Here is an 18,643-nt window from a genome sequence, read left to right on the forward strand (position 1 = left end):
CTGAGCCAAGCACTACCGCTAGGTCAGATATGCGGTGTCTTGGCCCAGTAGTGCGGTGTGCGGGCGAGGCTCCACAGGGCCCGCACCATGGCGAGGGTTTGCAAGGGCCAGTAAAGCGGCAGGGTCAGGATATCGCCGGCGCGTTGCCAGTTCCAACGTCCGGGTGCGAGACTGGCTGACAGGACACCCGTGAAGAGCGACAGCAAGAGCGCACTGAAGCCGAACGCGCCGAGGGACACACCCGGGAGACAGAGGCAGGTGAGGCACCAGAGCGCCCATGGACCATGGACCATGGCGGAAAGGATCGCAGCGCCGAGCGTCATCTGGACCGACACAAAGGCGGCCGGCTTCAGGCCCGGAATTTCACTGTCCCGGCGCATCAGGACGAACCAGGTCTGCATATAGCCCTTCAGCCAGCGCGAACGTTGAGCCCGCCAGACCCTGCCTTGTTCCGGCGGCGCTTCCAGCGTTGGGGATTGGATCGCCCCGACAAGGTAGCCGAGCCGCGCTAGGCGCAGGCCCAGGTCTGCATCCTCCGTCACGTTCCAGGCATCCCAGCCGCCAGCCGCAACGAGCGAGTTGCGGCGGAAATGATTGCTTGTGCCGCCCAGCGCGACGGGCAGCCGGAGCCAGGCAAGCGCAGGAACCAGCAAACTGAACTGGATCGCATATTCCAGCGCCCATTGCCGGGCGAGCCAATTGCCCTTCGCGGGCGTCCCAACGAGTGGCGCCTGAACACAGGCCAGTTCGTTCCCGTGCGTATTGAAGGCACGGACCGCCGCTTTCAGCTGGGCGGGATGCGGGCGGTCTTCGGCATCATAGACAACGACATAAGTGCCCCGCGCACGGGCGAGGCCGTAATTGAGCGCCCGTGGCTTGGTCTGTGGTTGGCCTGCCGGGATGACTACCAGCTCCGCCCCATTCGGCCAGGACTCTGCGCGGATGGCCATCTGCGTCAGTTCATCGGCTTCCTCGACAAGCAGCTTGAGGTCGATCCGGTCCTGCGGATAATCGAGCGCGGCCATGGCCTTCGACAGCTGGGGCACGACCGCCGCCTCGTCCTTCAGCGCAATCAGAATGGAATAGACTGGCAGCAGAGGTGTGGCTGCGTTGTTCTCCGACGGGTCTTCCCGGCTGAGCCTGAATGCGACCGCCAGAAGGAACAGCCGGAACAGGATGATCGCCAGGAAAAGCGGCGGCAGGATCAGCATGGCCACAAGGCCGGGAAGGTCCGGCATCAATAAGGTCATGACACCGAGACTTTTCAGCAAGCTGAGCGCAAAGCGCCGCTGGTCCGGACTCAATGTGCGCCGGGCAGACAGGCCAGGCGCCTGGCGTTCCAGTCGATGGGCAGCTTCCATGGCAAGATGAATATCCGGCGCCGGACGCCGCAAGGGCCCGCGCATACGCGCGCGGCTGATTTCACCGCTGAACCCCTCACCACCCATGGCTGTATGGAAGCCTGTGGATAACTCCCGTTCTACAAACTACTGGTTGAATTTGTTCCGGACCCGAAATGACTCTCGCCATGAGTGAGAAAACTCGCCTGACAGGCGGCCCGATTATGTGCCGCCGGTCGCCTCACTGACTTTGCCACGGGCCGGAATCTCCTGTCAGGGAGTTCGGCTGCAAAACCCGCCAGAAAACAATGGACTTGCCAGACATCCTCGGATGTTCTATTTTTGTTCCATGAAGAACATCCATCTCGTCTGGTTCCGCCGCGATCTGAGGGTGCATGATCATGCCGCCCTCGCCGCCGCTGTTGCCAGCGGGGCGCCGGTCCTGCCGCTCTATATCTTCGAGCGCGATGCCTGGGCCCTGCCGGAACATTCGCGGCGGCAGTTCGACTTCCTGATGGACTCCCTGACAGAGCTGGATGAAGCGCTGACCGAGCGCGGCGCACGCCTGATCGTCCGGCGCGGCGATGCACTGGATATACTGGCCGACCTGCACCGCCGGCACGGCATCGCAGCGATACACATGTATGAGGAAACCGGCCTGCCCTGGACGCGGGCGCGGGACCGGGCCGTGCGCCGCTGGGCCGTGCAGGCCGGCATCTCGCTGCGGGAACAGTCGCAGCCCGGCGTCGTCCGGGGCCTGAAAGAACATGAGGATTGGACCGGGCGCTGGACCGAAACGCTGAATGCGCCCCGTATCAAGGCGCCGGAGACGATCCGTGCGGCGACGCAGGCGGCAGGCCCGTGGCCCATCGCCGAGGATTTCTGCCTCGGCCCGGATGACTGCGCCAGCCGGCAGAAAGGCGGGCGCACCGCCGGAGTGGAATTGCTACGCAGTTTCCTTGCCGGACGCGGGCGACGCTACCAGCCGGACGCTGACCGGCCCGCCACGGCCGATCTGGCCGGCTCGCGCCTGTCGCCGCACCTCGCTTTCGGCACCATCTCCGTCCGCGAAGCCTGGCAAGCCGCAGCGCGTGCCCGGATTGCGCTCGATCAGGACGGTGACACCACGTTTGCGGCTTCGCTCGGCGAATTCCTGGAACGTCTCGAATGGCGGGCCCGGTCGATCCAGTCATTTGAAGACCGCCCCCTGCCCCAGGCGGGCAGCGGCGAGGATTTCCGCCCCGTTGCGGCAGCTGATGATCCCCGCCTCTCGGCCTGGATCGAGGGGCGCACGGGTTTCCCTCTGATCGACGCCAGCATGCGCGCCCTGCGCGAGACCGGCTGGCTGAATTTCCGCATGCGGGCGATGTTGATCGGGTTTGCCTCCTGCCAGCTATGGATGGACTGGCGGCTGCCAGCCGAACGGCTGGCTGCGCTGTTCACCGATTTCGAACCGGGCATCCATTATCCGCAGGTCATCGCGCAGGCCGGCCTCAGAGGGCGGCGCCTGCCGGCTGTCCGCAATCCGGTGCGTCTTTCCATTCAGCTCGACCCGGACGGCGCCTTTATCCGCCGCTGGGTGCCGGAACTCGCCGCCCTGCCCGATGCATACATTCACGCCCCATGGGAAGCACCGAAAGCCGAACTTGCCCGGGCCGGCGTAATTTTCGGCCAGACCTATCCAATGCGGATGGTCGACCATGTCGCCGCCGCGCGCGAAGCCCGCGAGCGGATCGCCAGCCTGCGCCATCCGGGCCGCGTGGCACCGCCGGCCGCGCCGCGCCCGTCCCGGCGTACTGAGACCAAGCAGGCTGACCTGCCCTTCCGGGCCCCGCGGCCGGGCGGGATCCGCCGCCCGGCCAGAGGTCCAGTACAACTGAGCTTCGACCTCGGTCTGCCGCCCACAGCCCCGGACAGCCGGTCCGCCTAGGCCACCTTGCCGGCAAGTGCCCGCCGGAACCCGGGAATCGGCGCCGATTCCCGGCAAAAAGGCTTCATGAACCGCAATTAATTGGTCTTGAAGGAGGCTTTTGGCGTACCATATCGATATTCGAGAAGACAGAAGACCTTGAAATTCTTCAAATTTATTGTTTTTCGATAATTTGGTATTGAAAATCGATAAGTGTTGTCCTATCTTGAGGATGTCGGCGGCGGGATGGTCCCGCCAAGACACCAACCAAGAAGGACTATCGAAAATGACCCCCCGCGCCCGTCAGTATGACCACGAGATCGCCGCGCCCGCCGCGCCGATGGCAGGTGCCATCCTCACCGGCAGCCAGACGCTGCTGTCCCGACCGGCAAATGATGTGGCCGATCGGGGCCGTCCGAACCTCCTGGTCCGCCGCCGCCGCCGTTCCGTTCGCCGGGACGTTCACTAAGCCCACCGGACGGCGCTGCTTAAAAATGCCTCCCCCCCCTGAGCCCCGCAGCGCCGTCCACCTGCCCCCCCACTCAAACCCCTGATGCAAGAAGGATAACTGCCATGATCCGCCCAATTCTCGCCGCTGCCGCCCTGTCCATTGCCGCCATGCCGGCCCTCGCGACCACCTCCGACCAGTTCAAGATGAATGTGGATATCGACCGCACCCAGCTCGAAACCGTCGATGGTGCCCAGCAGAAATATTCCGAGCTCAAGCAGGACATTCACGAACGCTGCGTCGCCGAAACCGAAGCACGAACCTTCACGACACCCTACGCTGTCAGCTTCTGTGAGCAACGCACGCTCAAGAGCGCCGTCTCGGCCATCAACGATCCGAACCTGACCGACGCCTACAAGCAAGACTCGGCACGCTGATCGGACCTGAATCGCGGGCAACCCCTTGCCTCTCCAAAACCCGGTATCCCGCGCTCTCCCGCCCCGCCCGCTTCTCCCGGGCGGGGCTTTTTTTAGGGAGCCGGAAGTTCAGGCCGTAGCGGTGCGGTAGTCCTTGGCGCGCAGCACGTTCGCCAGCCGGAACAGGACGGGCACGAAGCTGCCTTCGTCTTCCCGTTCGAACATGGCGACACAGCTGGTCGGGAATTTCTCGGCGAGCCGCTGGGATGCGTAATGATCCAGGCTGCCGCCATCGCGCAGGATGTCGAGCGCAAAGTCGTGCATGCCGGGATTGTGGCCGATCACCATCAGCGTGCCGGCCCCGTCATTCTGCTTCACCGCATCAGCCAGACCGCGCGCGCCGCAGAGATAGAGCGCCTCCATCGGGCGCACCTTTTCGCCCTCGAATACGCGCGCCACTTCCGAACAGGTCTCCCGCGCGCGCCGCGCGGTCGAGACAAGGATCCGCTCCGGGCTCCAGCCCATCGCGACAATTTCCTCGGCGATCCGCTGGGCGTCGCTATGGCCCTGATCGGTCAGCGCGCGGCCGAAATCGTCGATGCCTTCCCCGAAGGGTTCGGTCTTGGCGTGACGCATCAGGATCAGTCGCTTCATCGGCAGGTCCGGAGATTAGAAATTCTGATCGACACCTTCAGGCACCGCTCATTGGCTCAGTCTCTCTTAGGCACCATTTTCGCCCTCGAAATCAAGTGACAGGAGACGGTTTAGATGAGCTTGCTGATCGGCGACGTGGCGCCCGACTTTGAAGCGGATACGACAGAAGGGCCGATCCGGTTCCATGAATGGGCCGGGGGCGACTGGGTGGTATTTTTTTCCCATCCGGCTGACTTCACCCCCGTCTGCACGACAGAGCTTGGTTATACAGCTCGCCTGAAAGACGAATTCGCCCGCCGCGGTGCCAAGGCGCTGGTCATCTCGGTCGACAGCGTCGAGGACCACAAGCGCTGGATCGAGGACATTGAAGAGACGCAAGGCGCCAGCGTCGAGTTCCCGATCATCGCCGACCCGGGCCGCAAGGTGGCCACGCTCTACAACATGATCCATCCGAATGCCGACCCGAAGGTGACCGTGCGCGCCGTCTATGTGATCGACCCGGACAAGAAGATCCGCGCCTCGATCATCTATCCGCCAAGCGCCGGCCGGAACTTCGATGAAGTCCTGCGCCTGATCGACAGCCTGCAGCTGACCGACGGCCACAAGGTGGCGACGCCCGTGAACTGGACCGACGGCGAAGACGTGATTGTCGTGCCGAGCCTGTCGGATGCGGAAGCCGAAAAGCTGTTCCCGAAAGGCTTCCGGACAGTGAAACCCTACCTGCGCTACACGGCCCAGCCGAACAAGTAAGCAGCAAAAAAGGCGGCCCGCAGGCCGCCTTTTTCATGTCTTCCGGTTCATTTCGTCCGGATACGGAACCCGTGCCTAGAGCGCGACTTCCATCTTGCCGTTGACCAGGGCCGAATAGTCATTGACCAGCGCTTCGGAGATCTGGCCCGGCTTGTAGGTATGCGCGCCGATCTCGGCGACCGGCGTGATCTCAGCCGCAGAGCCGGTGATGAAACATTCCGAGAAGGTCGCCAGCTCGTCCGGCATGATGGCCCGCTCGATCACCTCAAGCTGGCGCTGCTCGGCCAGCTTGATCGCCGTCTGGCGGGTCAGGCCGTTCAGGAAGCAGTCCGGCGTCGGCGTGTGCAGCGCGCCGTCACGCACGAAGAAGATGTTGGCGCCCGTCGCCTCGGCCACCTGGCCGCGATAGTCCAGCATCAGCGCATCGGCATACCCGTCACGCTCAGCGGCATGCTTGGACATGGTGCAAATCATGTAGAGGCCAGATGCCTTTGCGTGGCAGGGCGCCGTGTCAGGTGCCGGACGGCGCCATTCGGCGTGCGTCATCCGGATGCCCTTCATCTTGTCCTCGAAATAATCGCCCCAGTGCCAGACGGCGACGGCCAGATGGATCGTGTTCTTCTGGGCCGACACGCCCATCATTTCCGACCCGCGCCAGGCAACGGCCCGGACATAGGCCGACTCCAGACCGGATTTCGCCAGTGCCTCGCGCTTGGCTTCCTCCACCTGTTCGACGCTGAATGGAATTTCGTAGCCGAGAATCTCGGCAGACCGGTGCAGACGCTTGGAATGGTCCAGCGAGCGGAAAATCTTGCCATTATAGGCACGCTCGCCCTCGAACACCGCGCCGGCATAGTGGAGGGCATGTGTCAGGATGTGTACCTTGGTTTCACGCCACGGCACGAATTCGCCGTCCATCCAGATATAGCCATCGCGGTCGTCGTATGCGGTTCCGGCCATCGTATCTCAGCGCTCCTCGCTTGCACTTCTTTGAATTTCGCGTTCATTTCACCGGATGCCCCCTGACGTCAACCTGAACCGACCGTTCGACCCCCGCCTCTTCCTGATGGATCAGGAGCTGGATCGTGGTGTCGGCCTCCTGCTGTCTGGAGCCTCCGAGCTCAACAGAGCTTCCGAAACGGTCCGGCGCAAGGCGGGCCTGAGCAAGCCAGAGATGCAGATTCTCATGACGATCCGCTACTGGCCCGGCCAGACAGTCTCGGAACTGCGGGATTCCCTCGGCATGACCGTCCCGACTTTCGCCCGTATCCTGGGCCAGCTCGATCAACGGAATTTGATCGAAAAGGAAGTCGGCAGCCATGACGCCCGCAAGCGCAAGCTGACCCTGTCGGACGCCGGTGTGACGCTGACAACGCCGCTGGCGATCGTGCTGCGCGAGCGCCTGCGCCTCGCCTATCGCAGTGCCGGACCGGACGCCGTGGACGGCAACCGCCGCGTGCTCGACGCGCTGGTCCGCTGATGCCCTGGTCCGAAGATGACTGACGCCGCCCACATCCTCGTCGTCGATGACGACGATCGCATTCGCGACCTGCTGAAACGTTTTCTCAGCCGGGAAGGCTATCGCGTAACCGCGGCCCCGGACGCCGAGGCGGCCCGCCGGCTGATGGGCACGATGGAATTCGACATGGCCATCCTGGATGTGATGATGCCCGGCGAGGACGGCCTGTCCCTCCTCTCGGGTATTCGCAAGGGCGTGTCGCGGGAAACACCCGTCCTGCTGCTGACCGCGCGGGGCGAAGCCGGCGACCGGATCGAGGGTTTGAAGCGCGGTGCCGACGACTATCTCGCCAAGCCGTTCGAACCGGAGGAACTCTCCCTGCGCTGCGCGGCGATCCTGCGCCGCTCCCACAAGGCGGCGCCGCCGGAAGAACTGGAAATGTCCGGCCTGATATTCAATGCGGCACGCGGGGAACTGAAGTCCGGCGACGAGCGCGTGCGCCTGACCGATGCAGAACTGCAATTGCTGACCGCCCTCGCCGCCCGTGCCGGCGAACCGGTCAGCCGCGAAGAACTCGCCGAGATCACGTCTGCTGGCATGGAGCGGTCGGTTGACGTTCAAGTCACGCGCCTGCGCCGCAAGATCGAGCCGAACCCAAAGGAACCGATCCATATCCAGACCGTGCGCGGTATCGGCTACCGCCTGATGCCGGACTGACGCCGCCATGTTTCGACTACGCGATATCACGCCCCGCGGCCTTTATGCCCGCAGCCTTCTGATGGTGGTGTTGCCGGTTGTCCTGATCCTGACGGTCACGACCTGGTATTATTACGACAGTCATATCGCCGAGGTGAACCGCAAGCTCGGCCAGTCCATCGCACGGGATGTCAGCGTTGTGCAGGATTTCTGCGAGCGCCGTTCCCAATCCCCCGTTTCACGCGGCATCATCGCCAGCCGCCTGGACCTCACTTTCAGTTGCGATGCTCCCCAGGCCGCACCGGAAGCCGAAGGCTTTCTCGAAGCCTTCTCTTACCGGAATGTCCTGCGGCAGGAGCTGCGCACGCGGCTCGGCGTGCCGGTGATCGTTGGCCTCAGCCCTAACGACTCTCTCATCCATATCCGTTTTCCTGCCGCTGGGAAAACTGCGGAAGTGCTGGTCGAGCGCAAGCGCGCCGTGACGATCACCTCACACTTCTTCATCATCTGGGTCATTATCTTCAGCCTGATGATGATCGCGCTCGCGGTCGCCTTCCTGAACCAGCAGGTGCGGTCCATCCTCAGCCTTTCCAAAGCCGCCCGCGCTTTCGGCCGGGGCCGTGACGTGCCGAACTTCCGCCCTTCCGGCGCGAACGAAGTACGAGAGGCTGCCCGCGCCGTGATCGACATGAAGAACCGGCTGACCGCCTTCGCAGAGCAGCGCACCGCGATGCTGGCCGGGGTCAGCCACGACCTGCGCACCCCCCTGACGCGCCTCAAACTCTCCCTCGCCATGATGGACGAAACCGACGAGATCCGCGCCATGAAAGCTGACCTAGACGATATGGCGATGATGCTGGACGGCTATCTCGCCTTCGCCAAGGGCGAGGAAGGCGACGAGCCGGTCGAGTTCGATTTTGCCGTTCTGGTGCGGGAGGCCGCTGCCGGGTTCAGCAAGGATATTCCCGTCTCCGGCCCGGACGCCATCATGGTGAAAGGCCGGCGGCTGGCCATCAAGCGGGCACTGACCAACCTTCTCTCCAACGCCCTGAAATTCGGGGACACGGTCCGGGTAACGCTCGTGGACGGGCCGCACGCGGCGGAAGTCCATATCGACGACAATGGCCCTGGCATCCCGAAAGACCGGCACGAAGAGGCCTTTCGTCCTTTTTCCCGGCTCGACGAGGCGCGCACGCAGAACACATCCGGCATCGGCCTCGGCCTGACGTTGGCCCGCGACACGGCCCGCGCCCATGGCGGAGACCTGCGCCTTTCCGAAAGTGCGCTTGGCGGCTTGCGCGCCAGCCTTCGCTTGCCGCATTGATAATCTCTCAATCCGCATGTGGCAGAGAGTGCGGACATCCGATCAGGTAGAAGGCCCAGGTAAACAGCCATGGCAGACAAACCCGCCAAGCTCATCGTCCGCAATGCAGAGGTCCGCGACATTCCCGGCATCATGGAAGTGTCGGAGCGCGTCTATGGCCGAGGCATGGGCTATGCCCGAAGCGAACTGTTCGGCCAGATCAACCGCTTTCCGGATGGCCAGTTCGTTGCCGAATACGAAGGCGTGATCGTCGGCTATTGCGCAACCTTCATGATCTCCAGCGACGTCGCGCTGAAGCCGCATACCTGGAACGAAATCACCGGCACAGGCTTCGCCGCCCGGCACGACCCGGAAGGCGACATGCTGTACGGCATGGACGTGATGGTCCACCCGGACTACCGCCGCCTGCGTATCGGAGAGCGCTTCTACCGGGTGCGGAGGGAACTCTGCCAATGGCTGGAACTGAAGGGCATCGTCTTCGGCGGCCGCATGCCCGGCTATGCCCGCCACGCAAAAGAGTATCCGAACCCGAAAGACTATGTCGCCGCCGTCGTGGATCAGAAACTCAAAGACCCGGTGATCAATTTCCAGCTGCGCCAGGGCTTCAAGCCAATCGGCGTCTTGCGCAACTATCTGCTCGGTGATGCCCAGTCGAAAGACTGTGCCACGCACATGCTGTGGGAAAACCCGCTGGAGCAGGACAAGATCAAGGCCAAGCCCAGCCTTGGCGACACCGCCCTGCCCGAACGTGTGCGCATTGCGACCGTCCAGTTCCAGATGCGCAAGATCAACTCGATCGATGAGTTCGAACAGCAGATCGAATATTTCACCGACATCGCTTCGGACTACAAATCGGACTTTGTCGTCTTCCCCGAACTTTTCACGCTGCAGCTCCTTTCGCTGGAACACCGTCCGCTCGGCCCGGTCGAGTCGATCGAGAAGATCAGCGAGTACACGCCGCGCTTCATCGAGTTCATGGAGAAGCTGGCCGTTTCCTACAACATCAACATCATCGGCGGGACACACCCGAGCATGATGGAAAACGGCGACATCCTGAACATCTCCTATGTCTTCCTGCGCGACGGCTCGGTCCATACCCAGCAGAAGCTGCACCCGACCCCGTCGGAGCGGATGTGGTGGAACATCAAGGGCGGAAAGGGCGCCCTCGCCATTCAGACCGATTGCGGCCCGATCGGCGTGATGATCTGCTACGATTCCGAATTCCCGGAGCTTGCCCGCCACCTGGTGGACCAGGGTGCGCTGATGCTGTTCGTCCCCTTCTGCACGGACGAGCGCCGCGGATATTTGCGCGTACGCTACTGCTGCCAGGCCCGCGCGGTGGAGAACCAGTGCTATGTCGCGCTCTCCGGTGTGGTCGGCAACCTGCCCAATGTGGAGAACATGGATATCCACTACGCAGAGAGCTGCATCCTGACCCCGTCGGACTTTCCCTTTGCCCGCGATGGCGTCGCAGCCGATACAGCCCCGAACACCGAAACCATCGCACTGGCGGATCTTTCCCTGTCGGACCTGTTGACGGCCCGCCAGTCCGGCGCCGTTCAGAACCTGAAGGATCGCCGGTTCGACCTCTACTCGGTGAACTGGAAGAAGCGCCGCTGACCTTTCGCCCTGTTGCAGGCAAGGCGCGCGCTTCCTAGTATTCCCCCATCCTGGAGGAGGATACTGCATGCCCCGCTTACGCGCCGTTGCCATGGCCACGCTGCTGGCAATCCTTGCAGCCTGCGCCACCCCGCCGCCTGAAACGCCAGCGCCAGCCGCACCGCCACGCGACCTGCTAGTGGAACTGGGCGATGCCGAAGCCGCCGGCGACCGCGATGCCATGCTGTCCCTCGCCGCCGAACTCATGGCAGCGCCGGAGACCGACATGGCCCTCCAGCAGGATCTGGCTGACCTGATGGCCCGTGAAGGCGATACGGCAGGCGCCCTCGCCGCCTATGAACAGCTGGCGACAGCCGAAGCCGTTGCACCGGAGCCGGACTGGGCCCGCCTCATCAATTTCGAGGCCCGGATGGCCGAGATTGCAGCGGCTGCAGGAGATACCGCCACCGCGACCGATCATACCGGACGAGCCGTCCGCCTCGTGGCAGATCATCTCGGCGTCGACCATCCGCGCATGGCGCCCCTGCTTGCCTTTGCCAAGGCAAACGGGCTGGACATGGCTGCGATCGCCATGGCGGGCGATTTTGCGACCCTGCAGGAAATGGAGCTTGCCCTCGCAGACAGTATCGAGCGCGGCCGTGACACCGGCGCCGAATTGCCAACCGGCCGCCGTGTGGCCCCGCGTGTCTTCGGCGAAGAGCCGGACTTCGACCTCGTGAAAGTCTTCTACGGCACTGACCGTGCGCCGGACCCCGGCCAGATGCTGGTCGTCGACGGCAAGCCGGTGCTCGACGCGCGGACCTATTATGGCGCAGAGCGCGGCAAGCTTGAGACCGGAACGGTGATCGTCTCGGTGCCGCGCAACCGTGCGCTTGGCGAAATCCCGAAGCCCAGCATGCTGCGCTTCGATGTGCGGCCTGACCCGGCCCGCCATGTCATCGTCGGTGACATGAAGATCCATCCGGACATGGAAGCCTTTGTCCGCGAGGTGAAGCTTGAACTCGCCAAGTCGCAGCGCCGCGAGATCTTCGTGCTGATCCATGGCTACAACACCAAGTTCGACGCCGGCATCGAACGTACCGCGCAGCTGTCGACCGATCTCGAGATCGACGGCGCCGCGGTCTTCTATTCCTGGCCATCGGCCGGCAGCCTGTTCGGCTACAAGGCGGACCGGTCCCAGATCACGCAGGACGCTGTGAAGGACCTTGAAGACTTCCTGCTGATCCTCGCCGACAAGACCCGTGCGGACCGGATCAGCATCGTCGCCCACTCGATGGGGAACGAGTTCCTGACCCTCGCCCTTGAACAGATGACGCAGGACCGTCCGGAAGAGAAACTCTTCAACGAAGTAATCTTCGCCTCTCCCGATGTCGACGCGGACGAGTTCATCGAACGCGTTTCGCAGGTCGGCGGCCTTGCAGACGACTTCACCCTCTACGCCAGTTCGAAGGACCGGGCGCTGCAGGCCTCGCGGCGCTTCAACGGGACAGGACGGCGCGCGGGGGATTCGGCGGAGCCCGTGCTGCTGCCGGTGTTGAACACAATCGACACGTCTGCAGTCTCCGATGGCGGGCTTGGCCATTCGGACATATTCGGCGGTGCCTTCACCGATTTCCAGGCGATCCTGTGGCTCAGCCTTGAGCCCGACCAGCGCTGCCTGCTGGGCCGGCGCGAGGAAGGCAATGCGGTGGCCTGGGTGCTCGGCACGCCGCGCACGGAGTTCTGCGGCCAGCAGGCCTTCTCCACCGCCATGACCACGATGCGCCGTGTCGGCGTGGAAGAATCCGCCCTCGTCCTGTCAGAACAGGCCGCTGAAGCGGAATCCATCGGCTCGCCCGACGCCCCGCTCTGGCAGTCGGCTCTCAGGATCGTTCAGTGGCTGGGCGTCGCCGGCCGGTTCATGCCTGAGACGGCGACGGGGCCTCAGTAACCGCCCGGTGCGGATCGGAGTGGTTCCACTCTGCCAGCATGGTGCGCAATGCCGCAATAAAAGCGATGGGCTGGTCCAGCATGACGTGATGATCCGCATGCGGAATGGAAATGAACGGCACCTGGTAACCGAGCAGCTTCCGCATGTATTCGCGCACATCGTCCGGCATCAATGAGCTGGTCTCACCGCGAATGATCGCCACCCGGCAGCGGGCGGCCTGAAGCAGCGCGCCCGGATCTTTACCCGGGTCGAAATGCGTCCAGATCATCGGATCGAACTTCCAGGTCCAGCCGCCTTCGTCTGCCTTCTTGAGGCTCCAGCGGGCGATATAGTCGATCGCATAGAGGTTGTCGCAAAGCTGTGGCGGCGCAAGGCGGAACCGGCTGAGCGCCGAAGCGAGATCCGGATAGACCCGGTTCGGGCGGCCCTTGCGGTCCGGCCCGCGATGCGGACGCTCCGGCGGATTGACCGGGCTGTCGACGATGACCATGCCGTCAAACCGTTCGCCATACTTTGCGCCCGTCACCAGCGTGACGAAGCCGCCGAAGGAGTGTGCCACAATGATCGGCTTGGTCGGCCCGTCGAACAGGCCCGCCGCCTCGGCCACGGCGACTTCCTCCTCGGCGAAGGTCGCCATGTCGTAATTGTCGCGGTAATCGCTGTCGCCCATGCCCGCAAACGTGATCGCCGCGACGTTATATTCCTCGGCGAAGTAAGGTGCGATGAAATCCCACCAATGGGCATGCGCGCCATTGCCATGCACCAGCAACAGGCCCGGCGCCCCGCGCTTGCCCCAGCGCTGATAGGTAACGTTTGCGCCCTTAACCTCTACCGAGCCCGTCTCATAAGGGGTGGCGACCGCCTTGCGGAACCATTCCGGTGCGGGCGGCACGGCGCCCTTGAACTCGGCCAGCGGCCCGCCCTCGGATGGGATCTCCGGCGGCTGGTCCCTGACGATGCCCTTGTTCTCCCCGCTCATTCACGTCTTCCCTTTTTTATGAACTCTGGGACGCTGCTTCTTATCTGGCAAGTCCGGTCCCTAGGGCAAATCCGGCACGGCTTTTGCGCCGAATGTCCCAAAAAGGGACAGGACGGCCCATGTTGAAACAGATCAGTCTCGCTTCCGCACTCGCCCTGATGGCAGGGTCCGCCTCCGCCAGCCCGGAACTCGCCGAGCTCTGGGGCGCGAAAGCCGTCACCCTCGCCGGGGATTCCGCGCCGCTGCTGGACACCGCCCGGCAAGGCCGCATGCCTGCGCTGGACGAAGATTATGTCATCGAAGTGGAGCGGTTCGCCTACAACGCCACCCGGCTCGGCGACTGGACACAGCAGGCCGGCATCCCTGCCGCCATCGGGTGCAGCTTCTTCAGCCTCGGCCAAGAGGCAGAGATCGGGCTGGAAGCGCTGGAAGCCGCCCGCTCCGCCCGCGCCTCGGCCGAAGCCCTTGGCGGACTCATGAGCCTGTTCGCGGATGCGCGCAGCCTGTCGACCGCCGCCGCCTGGTCTGCCCGACATCCCAGCGGGCACCCGGTTGCGCTCGGCACGCCTGTCGCCTGTCCGGAACAACCTGCCCGCATCGACCGCGTCGCCGCTCGCTGACCCTCAGGGCCGGAACACGGCGGCTGGATCTTCCAGCAGTTCATAGGCGACGTGCGACTTCAGCTTTTCGGTCAGCTCACCCGCATCGCCCTGCAGCGTGCCGGGGTCTATCATCTGGCCGAACGTCATCCGCATCTTTGAGCCCTGCTTGTTCAGCAGCTCATGGAACAGGGTAATGTCGCGCAGCTCGCCGCTGAGATTGCACAGCAGGTAATAGAGCCGCGAATTCCAGGCATCGAGGTTTAACGGCAGGATCGGCGCCTTCTGCTTCTTCGCCAGGCCGATGACGGTCGAGAACCAGTCTTTCTCGATCAGCCGGTCGCCTTCCTTCCGCGCAAGACGTCCGGACGGGAAGATGACGACGCACTTCTCTTCCGCGAACGCTTCCCCTGCCCGCTTCAGCGTTTCGCGGGCCTTGGCGGGGGAGCGCTTCTCCATCACCCACTCGACCGGGATGATGACGTCCTCGAATTTCGGATTGACGCGGATCGCGTCGGCATTGGCGAAAAAGATGATGTCTTCGCGTACCCGCTTCAGCAGGTCCCACACGGCGACACCGTCGGCGAGGCCGGTCGGGTGGTTCGCGGCGATGATCATCCGGCCTTCGCGCGGCATCCGTTCGATGCCCTCAACGGTCAGGTCGAAGGCGAGCTGGCGGGACAGGCGGTCAAAGGATTCGCGGCCGTTCAGTTCGACGATCTCGTCAGCCATGCGCCGGGCCTTGTCGTACCCCAGCATGGAATAGAGCACCGGGCGCACCAGCGGCCAGGCCGGGCTCGCCCGCAATTTCGGGCAGCGCTCCTCGATCAGCACATCCACGATGTGCAGGTCGTCCGGCGTGTCCACATCCAGGAAGGCCGACTTCCGCGGCACCTGATTTTTTTGAGGGAGTGTTTCGTCACTCATTTTCGGGCGTTTCTCCAGAAAACCAGCATAAGCCAAGCCGGAAACCTGCGGAAGCGCCGCAAACAGCCCCTGATTACAAGGCAATTCGGGCCGTTTCTTACCCCTTTTGCGAAATGCCGCAGCAATCGCAAATCATTGAGTTTTCAACACTTCTGAAAGGAACGCTTTACTAAGCCGTAAGCTGCGCGTGGCAAAGTGAACACACATCGGGGGCAGGTTAAGGACCGGCCACACAGGAAAGGCATCGGGGTAGATTTAATGAAAGTTCTCTGGGTTGAAGATCACGCGCCGGTGCGCGACATGCTGGCCATCGCTGCGGACAAGGCTGCCCGCTCACGCGTGCAGGTTGACCTTGTCATGGCACCGACGCTGATGGCTGCGGAATCGCGCCTGCGTCTTGAGCGTTTCGACCTTGTCGTCCTCGACCTCGGCCTGCCGGACTCCATGGATCCGGACATGACGATCGCCCGCATCGCAAACATGGGCAAATACCGGATTGCCGTCGTTTCCTCGATGGACACGCGCGACCAGGCCGTTGAAGCCGCGGTCCGCTGCGGCGCCAACATCCACCCGGAAGCCATTTTCAAGGCCGGTCTGCCGTTCAATCGCTTCATCCAGCGCCCGGACAGCTTCGAAGACTTCCTGATGGACCTGATGCCGACGGTGGCCGATACACCGGCCCTGCGCGTCCGCGCTGCCTGATCCCTTGTGCTTGCCCTTCGGGGCCAGAGCTTGCTAAGCCGCTCGGAACCACTTCCGGGCGGTTTTCTTTCGCCTATCACTGACGGGAAACAGCCTCGGCATGGATTTCTTCACTTCGGCGCCGATCACGTCCAGCCTGCTGCTGGCCAATGTCGTTGCCAGCATGATCGGCTTCGGCGCGACGGATTTCATCAATCAGAACTCGCTGTGGATTCGCCCGATCCGCGAACAGGGCCAGTGGCACCGTGTGCTCACCTCCGGCTTCCTGCACGTGAACGGCGCGCACCTCTTCGTGAACATGCTGACGCTCTACTATTTCGGCCCGCCTCTGGAGACCGTGTTCGGCAGCACCGGGTTTGCGATCCTCTATTTCGGCTCATTGCTCGGCGGGTCGTTCTGGGAAGTCGTCGACAAGGGCCGCCAGCCGGACTACCGCGCCATCGGCGCCTCCGGTGCCATTTCCGGCCTGATGTCCGCCGTCGGCATCCTGTTCCCCTTCGCGACAATCTACCTGATGTTTGCCCTGCCGATCTGGGCTGGCCTCTATGCCCTCGCCTTCATCGTCATCAGCTTTGTCTACTCCCAGCGCGAGAACACGATGATCGCCCACGGCGCCCATCTTGGCGGCGCGGTTGCAGGCATCGTCCTGACGCTCGTGCTGAAGCCTGACGCGTTCGGCAAGCTGATGGACCAGATCGCGCAACAATTCGGCTGACCCGATCATGACAAAAGTGCTCAGCCAGTACAGGGAACGTGTGGACGCAGGCCTGCTGACCAACGACCCTATACAAGCCGAAGCAGCCGAACGGCTCGACGATCTTGCCCGCCGCCTCGCCAATCCGCCGAAGGGCGGCTTGTTCTCGAAGCCGGAGCCTGTGCGCGGGCTTTACCTCTGGGGCGGGGTCGGGCGCGGCAAGTCCATGCTGATGGACTTGTTCTTCGAGAATGCCGCGCCGAAGGCGAAGCGCCGCGTGCACTTTCACGAATTCATGGCCGAGATCCAGGACCTGCTCGACACCTGGCGCAAGATGCCGGAGGGCGAGCGCAAACGCTCCCCCTGGCGCGTAAAAAGCGCCGGCGACGATCCGATTCCCCCGGTCGCCAAACAGGTCGCCGCTGAGGCGCAACTTCTCTGCTTTGACGAATTCCAGGTCACCCAGATCGCCGATGCGATGATCCTCGCCCGCCTGTTCGACCAGCTGTTCCAGCGCGGCGTGACCATGGTGGCAACATCGAACCGCGTGCCGGACGATCTTTACAAGGACGGTATCAACCGCCCCCTCTTCCTGCCTTTCATCAAACACCTCAAGGACCGGTGCGACGTGTTCCATCTCGCGTCTGACCGCGACTACCGGCTGGACCGGCTGATCGCGGCACCGGTCTGGTATGCCCCGCTGGGGCCGGAGGCGGATGCCTCGCTGGAAGAAGTGTGGACGCGGCTTACCTCGGGCGCGCACGCCCAGCATGTGACGCTGACGGTCAAAGGCCGGAAGCTGGAAGTCAGCCGCGAGGCGGCCGGCGTTGCCTGGTTCACATTTGAAGAGCTCTGCGCCCGCCCGCTCTACTCACGCGACTATCTCACCATCGCAGCGAACTTCCACACCATCATCCTGCGCGGCATTCCGCAGCTCGGTGCCGACAAGCGCAACGAAGCGGCCCGCTTTGTTGCGCTGATCGATGCACTTTACGAAGCGAAGATCAAGCTGGTGGCGAGCGCAGCGGCGGAACCGGAAACCCTCTATCCAGAGGGCGATGGCGCCTTCGAGTTCGAACGCACCGTCAGCCGTCTGCACGAAATGCGTTCTACCGATTATCTCGCCGAAGAGCGTGTCGAAATCAGCGTCGATTGACGCCGCGCTTCAATTCCTTGCCATCGCCGCCAAGCAATTCTCCCGCGACATCGCGCATCACCTTGCCCATTTCGGAAATCGGTTCCGACAAAGGCGACCCCTCACGCCAGATGAGCCCGATCTTGCGCCGGGCAAGCTTGTGCCGGATCGGACGGACCACCTGGCTTGGGTCGCGCTGGGCCTCCACCACGGCGTAGAGGTTTGGCAGGATTGCCACCCCCTCCCCCATGCTGGCCGTCTGGCGTACGGCGTCCAGTGAAGTGCCTTCATATTCGGTACTGATATGGGCGCCCGCGGCATCCGCCAGCTGCTGGATGATAAGGCTGAGCCTATGCCCGGGGCCGAGGCTCAACAGTTCACGCCCCCGCAGGGCGTCCAGATCGACCGGGCCTTTTCTGGCGGACAATTCGTCCTCCTGCGCGGCACACACAAACAGGGTTTCCTCGAACAATTCCATATAGACCCGGCTGGCATGATCCTCCGGTGTGGAAATGATCATGTCGAGGCGGCCATCATTGAGACGTTCATCGAGGTCCGCTGTGCGGGATTCGTGCACATTCATGCGAAGCTCGGGATACAGGCGGTGCAGCTCCCGGATGGCGCCCGGCAGCAGGTAAGGCCCGATGGTCGGCACCGTGCCCAGCCGGTAACGCCCGGCCACTTCGCCCGAGGGACGTAGCGCAAAGGCTTTGAGGTCCTCCACCTGGGTCAGGATGACCCGCGCACGGCGGACAACCTCCTCGCCCAGCGGCGTCATGAACGCCCCGTGACGGCCGCGCTCGACCAGGATCGCGCCCAGCTGCTGCTCGGCTTCGGCGATCTGGGCCGAAAGGCTCGGCTGCGAGACGTTGAGCATGCGGGCCGCTTCGTGAAACTTCCCGGTATCTGCCACCGCGACGAGGTATTGCAGCTGTCTAAGCGTTGGGCGCATGCGTGATTTCCTCTCAGGGACCACGCCAATATTGATAGGTTTTCACTATTGAAACAAGAGAGTTTTTATATTGGAACTATCTATCGTTCGGCGCCAGATTATGATCGCA

The 18,643-nt window shown here is 63.3% G+C and carries 19 protein-coding genes; 13 read left to right on the forward strand and 6 right to left on the reverse strand.

Annotated features, from left to right (window positions below):
• Positions 1 to 23 precede the first annotated feature (23 nt).
• Positions 24 to 1,361, reverse strand: coding sequence for a glycosyltransferase family 2 protein (locus R3C98_RS00805; RefSeq protein WP_371312209.1), 1,338 nt, complete (start codon positions 1,359 to 1,361; stop codon positions 24 to 26).
• Between the two features lie 310 nt (positions 1,362 to 1,671).
• Between R3C98_RS00805 and R3C98_RS00810 the strand changes: the two genes are divergently transcribed.
• From R3C98_RS00810 to R3C98_RS00820, 3 genes are all read left to right on the forward strand, one after another.
• Complete coding sequence (locus R3C98_RS00810) at positions 1,672 to 3,270, forward strand: FAD-binding domain-containing protein (protein WP_371312210.1); 1,599 nt, start codon at positions 1,672 to 1,674, stop codon at positions 3,268 to 3,270.
• 265 nt (positions 3,271 to 3,535) lie between these two features.
• Positions 3,536 to 3,718 (forward strand): hypothetical protein, encoded by a 183-nt coding sequence (locus R3C98_RS00815; protein ID WP_371312211.1) that lies wholly within the window; start codon positions 3,536 to 3,538, stop codon positions 3,716 to 3,718.
• 104 nt (positions 3,719 to 3,822) lie between these two features.
• Entirely contained in the window at positions 3,823 to 4,134 is a 312-nt protein-coding gene (locus tag R3C98_RS00820) for a UrcA family protein (protein ID WP_371312212.1), read from the forward strand.
• 108 nt (positions 4,135 to 4,242) lie between these two features.
• Here the strand turns inward: R3C98_RS00820 and R3C98_RS00825 are convergent, their stop codons facing one another.
• Positions 4,243 to 4,767, reverse strand: a complete 525-nt coding sequence (locus R3C98_RS00825; protein WP_371312213.1) for a histidine phosphatase family protein — start codon at positions 4,765 to 4,767, stop codon at positions 4,243 to 4,245.
• Between the two features lie 114 nt (positions 4,768 to 4,881).
• Here R3C98_RS00825 and R3C98_RS00830 point away from each other — a divergent pair, with 114 nt between their 5' ends.
• A complete protein-coding gene (locus tag R3C98_RS00830) occupies positions 4,882 to 5,517 on the forward strand; it encodes a peroxiredoxin (RefSeq protein ID WP_371312214.1) in 636 nt (211 codons plus the stop codon).
• A 75-nt stretch (positions 5,518 to 5,592) separates the two neighbouring features.
• Here R3C98_RS00830 and R3C98_RS00835 read toward each other — a convergent pair whose 3' ends face one another.
• Positions 5,593 to 6,477 carry a branched-chain amino acid aminotransferase gene (locus tag R3C98_RS00835; protein ID WP_371312215.1) on the reverse strand — a complete coding sequence of 295 codons (885 nt, stop codon included), beginning with the start codon at positions 6,475 to 6,477 and terminating at the stop codon, positions 5,593 to 5,595.
• A gap of 55 nt (positions 6,478 to 6,532) precedes the next feature.
• Here R3C98_RS00835 and R3C98_RS00840 point away from each other — a divergent pair, with 55 nt between their 5' ends.
• The 5 genes from R3C98_RS00840 to R3C98_RS00860 all read left to right on the forward strand — a co-directional run bounded on the left by R3C98_RS00840 (position 6,533) and on the right by R3C98_RS00860 (position 12,546).
• Complete coding sequence (locus tag R3C98_RS00840; protein ID WP_371312216.1) at positions 6,533 to 6,997, forward strand: MarR family winged helix-turn-helix transcriptional regulator; 465 nt, start codon at positions 6,533 to 6,535, stop codon at positions 6,995 to 6,997.
• A 15-nt stretch (positions 6,998 to 7,012) separates the two neighbouring features.
• Positions 7,013 to 7,693, forward strand: a complete 681-nt coding sequence (locus R3C98_RS00845; RefSeq protein ID WP_371312217.1) for a response regulator — start codon at positions 7,013 to 7,015, stop codon at positions 7,691 to 7,693.
• A gap of 7 nt (positions 7,694 to 7,700) precedes the next feature.
• A complete protein-coding gene (locus R3C98_RS00850) occupies positions 7,701 to 8,996 on the forward strand; it encodes an ATP-binding protein (RefSeq protein WP_371312218.1) in 1,296 nt (431 codons plus the stop codon).
• Positions 8,997 to 9,065: 69 nt separating this feature from the next.
• Positions 9,066 to 10,616: a GNAT family N-acetyltransferase gene (locus R3C98_RS00855; protein ID WP_371312219.1), complete on the forward strand. Its 1,551-nt coding sequence runs from the start codon at positions 9,066 to 9,068 to the stop codon at positions 10,614 to 10,616.
• Positions 10,617 to 10,683: 67 nt separating this feature from the next.
• Positions 10,684 to 12,546, forward strand: coding sequence for an alpha/beta hydrolase (locus R3C98_RS00860; RefSeq protein ID WP_371312220.1), 1,863 nt, complete (start codon positions 10,684 to 10,686; stop codon positions 12,544 to 12,546).
• Here R3C98_RS00860 and R3C98_RS00865 read toward each other — a convergent pair.
• Entirely contained in the window at positions 12,515 to 13,525 is a 1,011-nt protein-coding gene (locus R3C98_RS00865) for an alpha/beta fold hydrolase (RefSeq protein ID WP_371312221.1), read from the reverse strand. The genes R3C98_RS00860 and R3C98_RS00865 overlap by 32 nt on opposite strands.
• 119 nt (positions 13,526 to 13,644) lie before the next feature.
• On the opposite strand from R3C98_RS00865, the gene R3C98_RS00870 reads away from it, so the two are divergent.
• Positions 13,645 to 14,145 (forward strand): hypothetical protein, encoded by a 501-nt coding sequence (locus R3C98_RS00870; protein ID WP_371312222.1) that lies wholly within the window; start codon positions 13,645 to 13,647, stop codon positions 14,143 to 14,145.
• Between the two features lie 3 nt (positions 14,146 to 14,148).
• Here the strand turns inward: R3C98_RS00870 and R3C98_RS00875 are convergent, their stop codons facing one another.
• Positions 14,149 to 15,051, reverse strand: coding sequence for a GNAT family N-acetyltransferase (locus tag R3C98_RS00875; RefSeq protein WP_371312223.1), 903 nt, complete (start codon positions 15,049 to 15,051; stop codon positions 14,149 to 14,151).
• 258 nt (positions 15,052 to 15,309) lie between these two features.
• Here R3C98_RS00875 and R3C98_RS00880 point away from each other — a divergent pair, with 258 nt between their 5' ends.
• The 3 genes from R3C98_RS00880 (at position 15,310) to zapE (ending at position 17,603) form a co-directional block, all read left to right on the forward strand.
• Positions 15,310 to 15,753, forward strand: a complete 444-nt coding sequence (locus R3C98_RS00880; protein WP_371312224.1) for a response regulator — start codon at positions 15,310 to 15,312, stop codon at positions 15,751 to 15,753.
• Between the two features lie 100 nt (positions 15,754 to 15,853).
• Entirely contained in the window at positions 15,854 to 16,468 is a 615-nt protein-coding gene (locus R3C98_RS00885) for a rhomboid family intramembrane serine protease (protein WP_371312225.1), read from the forward strand.
• Positions 16,469 to 16,475: 7 nt separating this feature from the next.
• Positions 16,476 to 17,603, forward strand: coding sequence for a cell division protein ZapE (gene zapE, locus R3C98_RS00890; RefSeq protein WP_371312226.1), 1,128 nt, complete (start codon positions 16,476 to 16,478; stop codon positions 17,601 to 17,603).
• On the opposite strand, the gene R3C98_RS00895 is transcribed toward zapE, so the two are convergent.
• Complete coding sequence (locus R3C98_RS00895) at positions 17,590 to 18,534, reverse strand: LysR substrate-binding domain-containing protein (RefSeq protein WP_371312227.1); 945 nt, start codon at positions 18,532 to 18,534, stop codon at positions 17,590 to 17,592. The genes zapE and R3C98_RS00895 overlap by 14 nt on opposite strands.
• Positions 18,535 to 18,643: the final 109 nt, after the last annotated feature.

This window comes from Hyphomonas sp., from assembly GCF_041398465.1.
Taxonomy (GTDB): domain Bacteria; phylum Pseudomonadota; class Alphaproteobacteria; order Caulobacterales; family Hyphomonadaceae; genus Hyphomonas.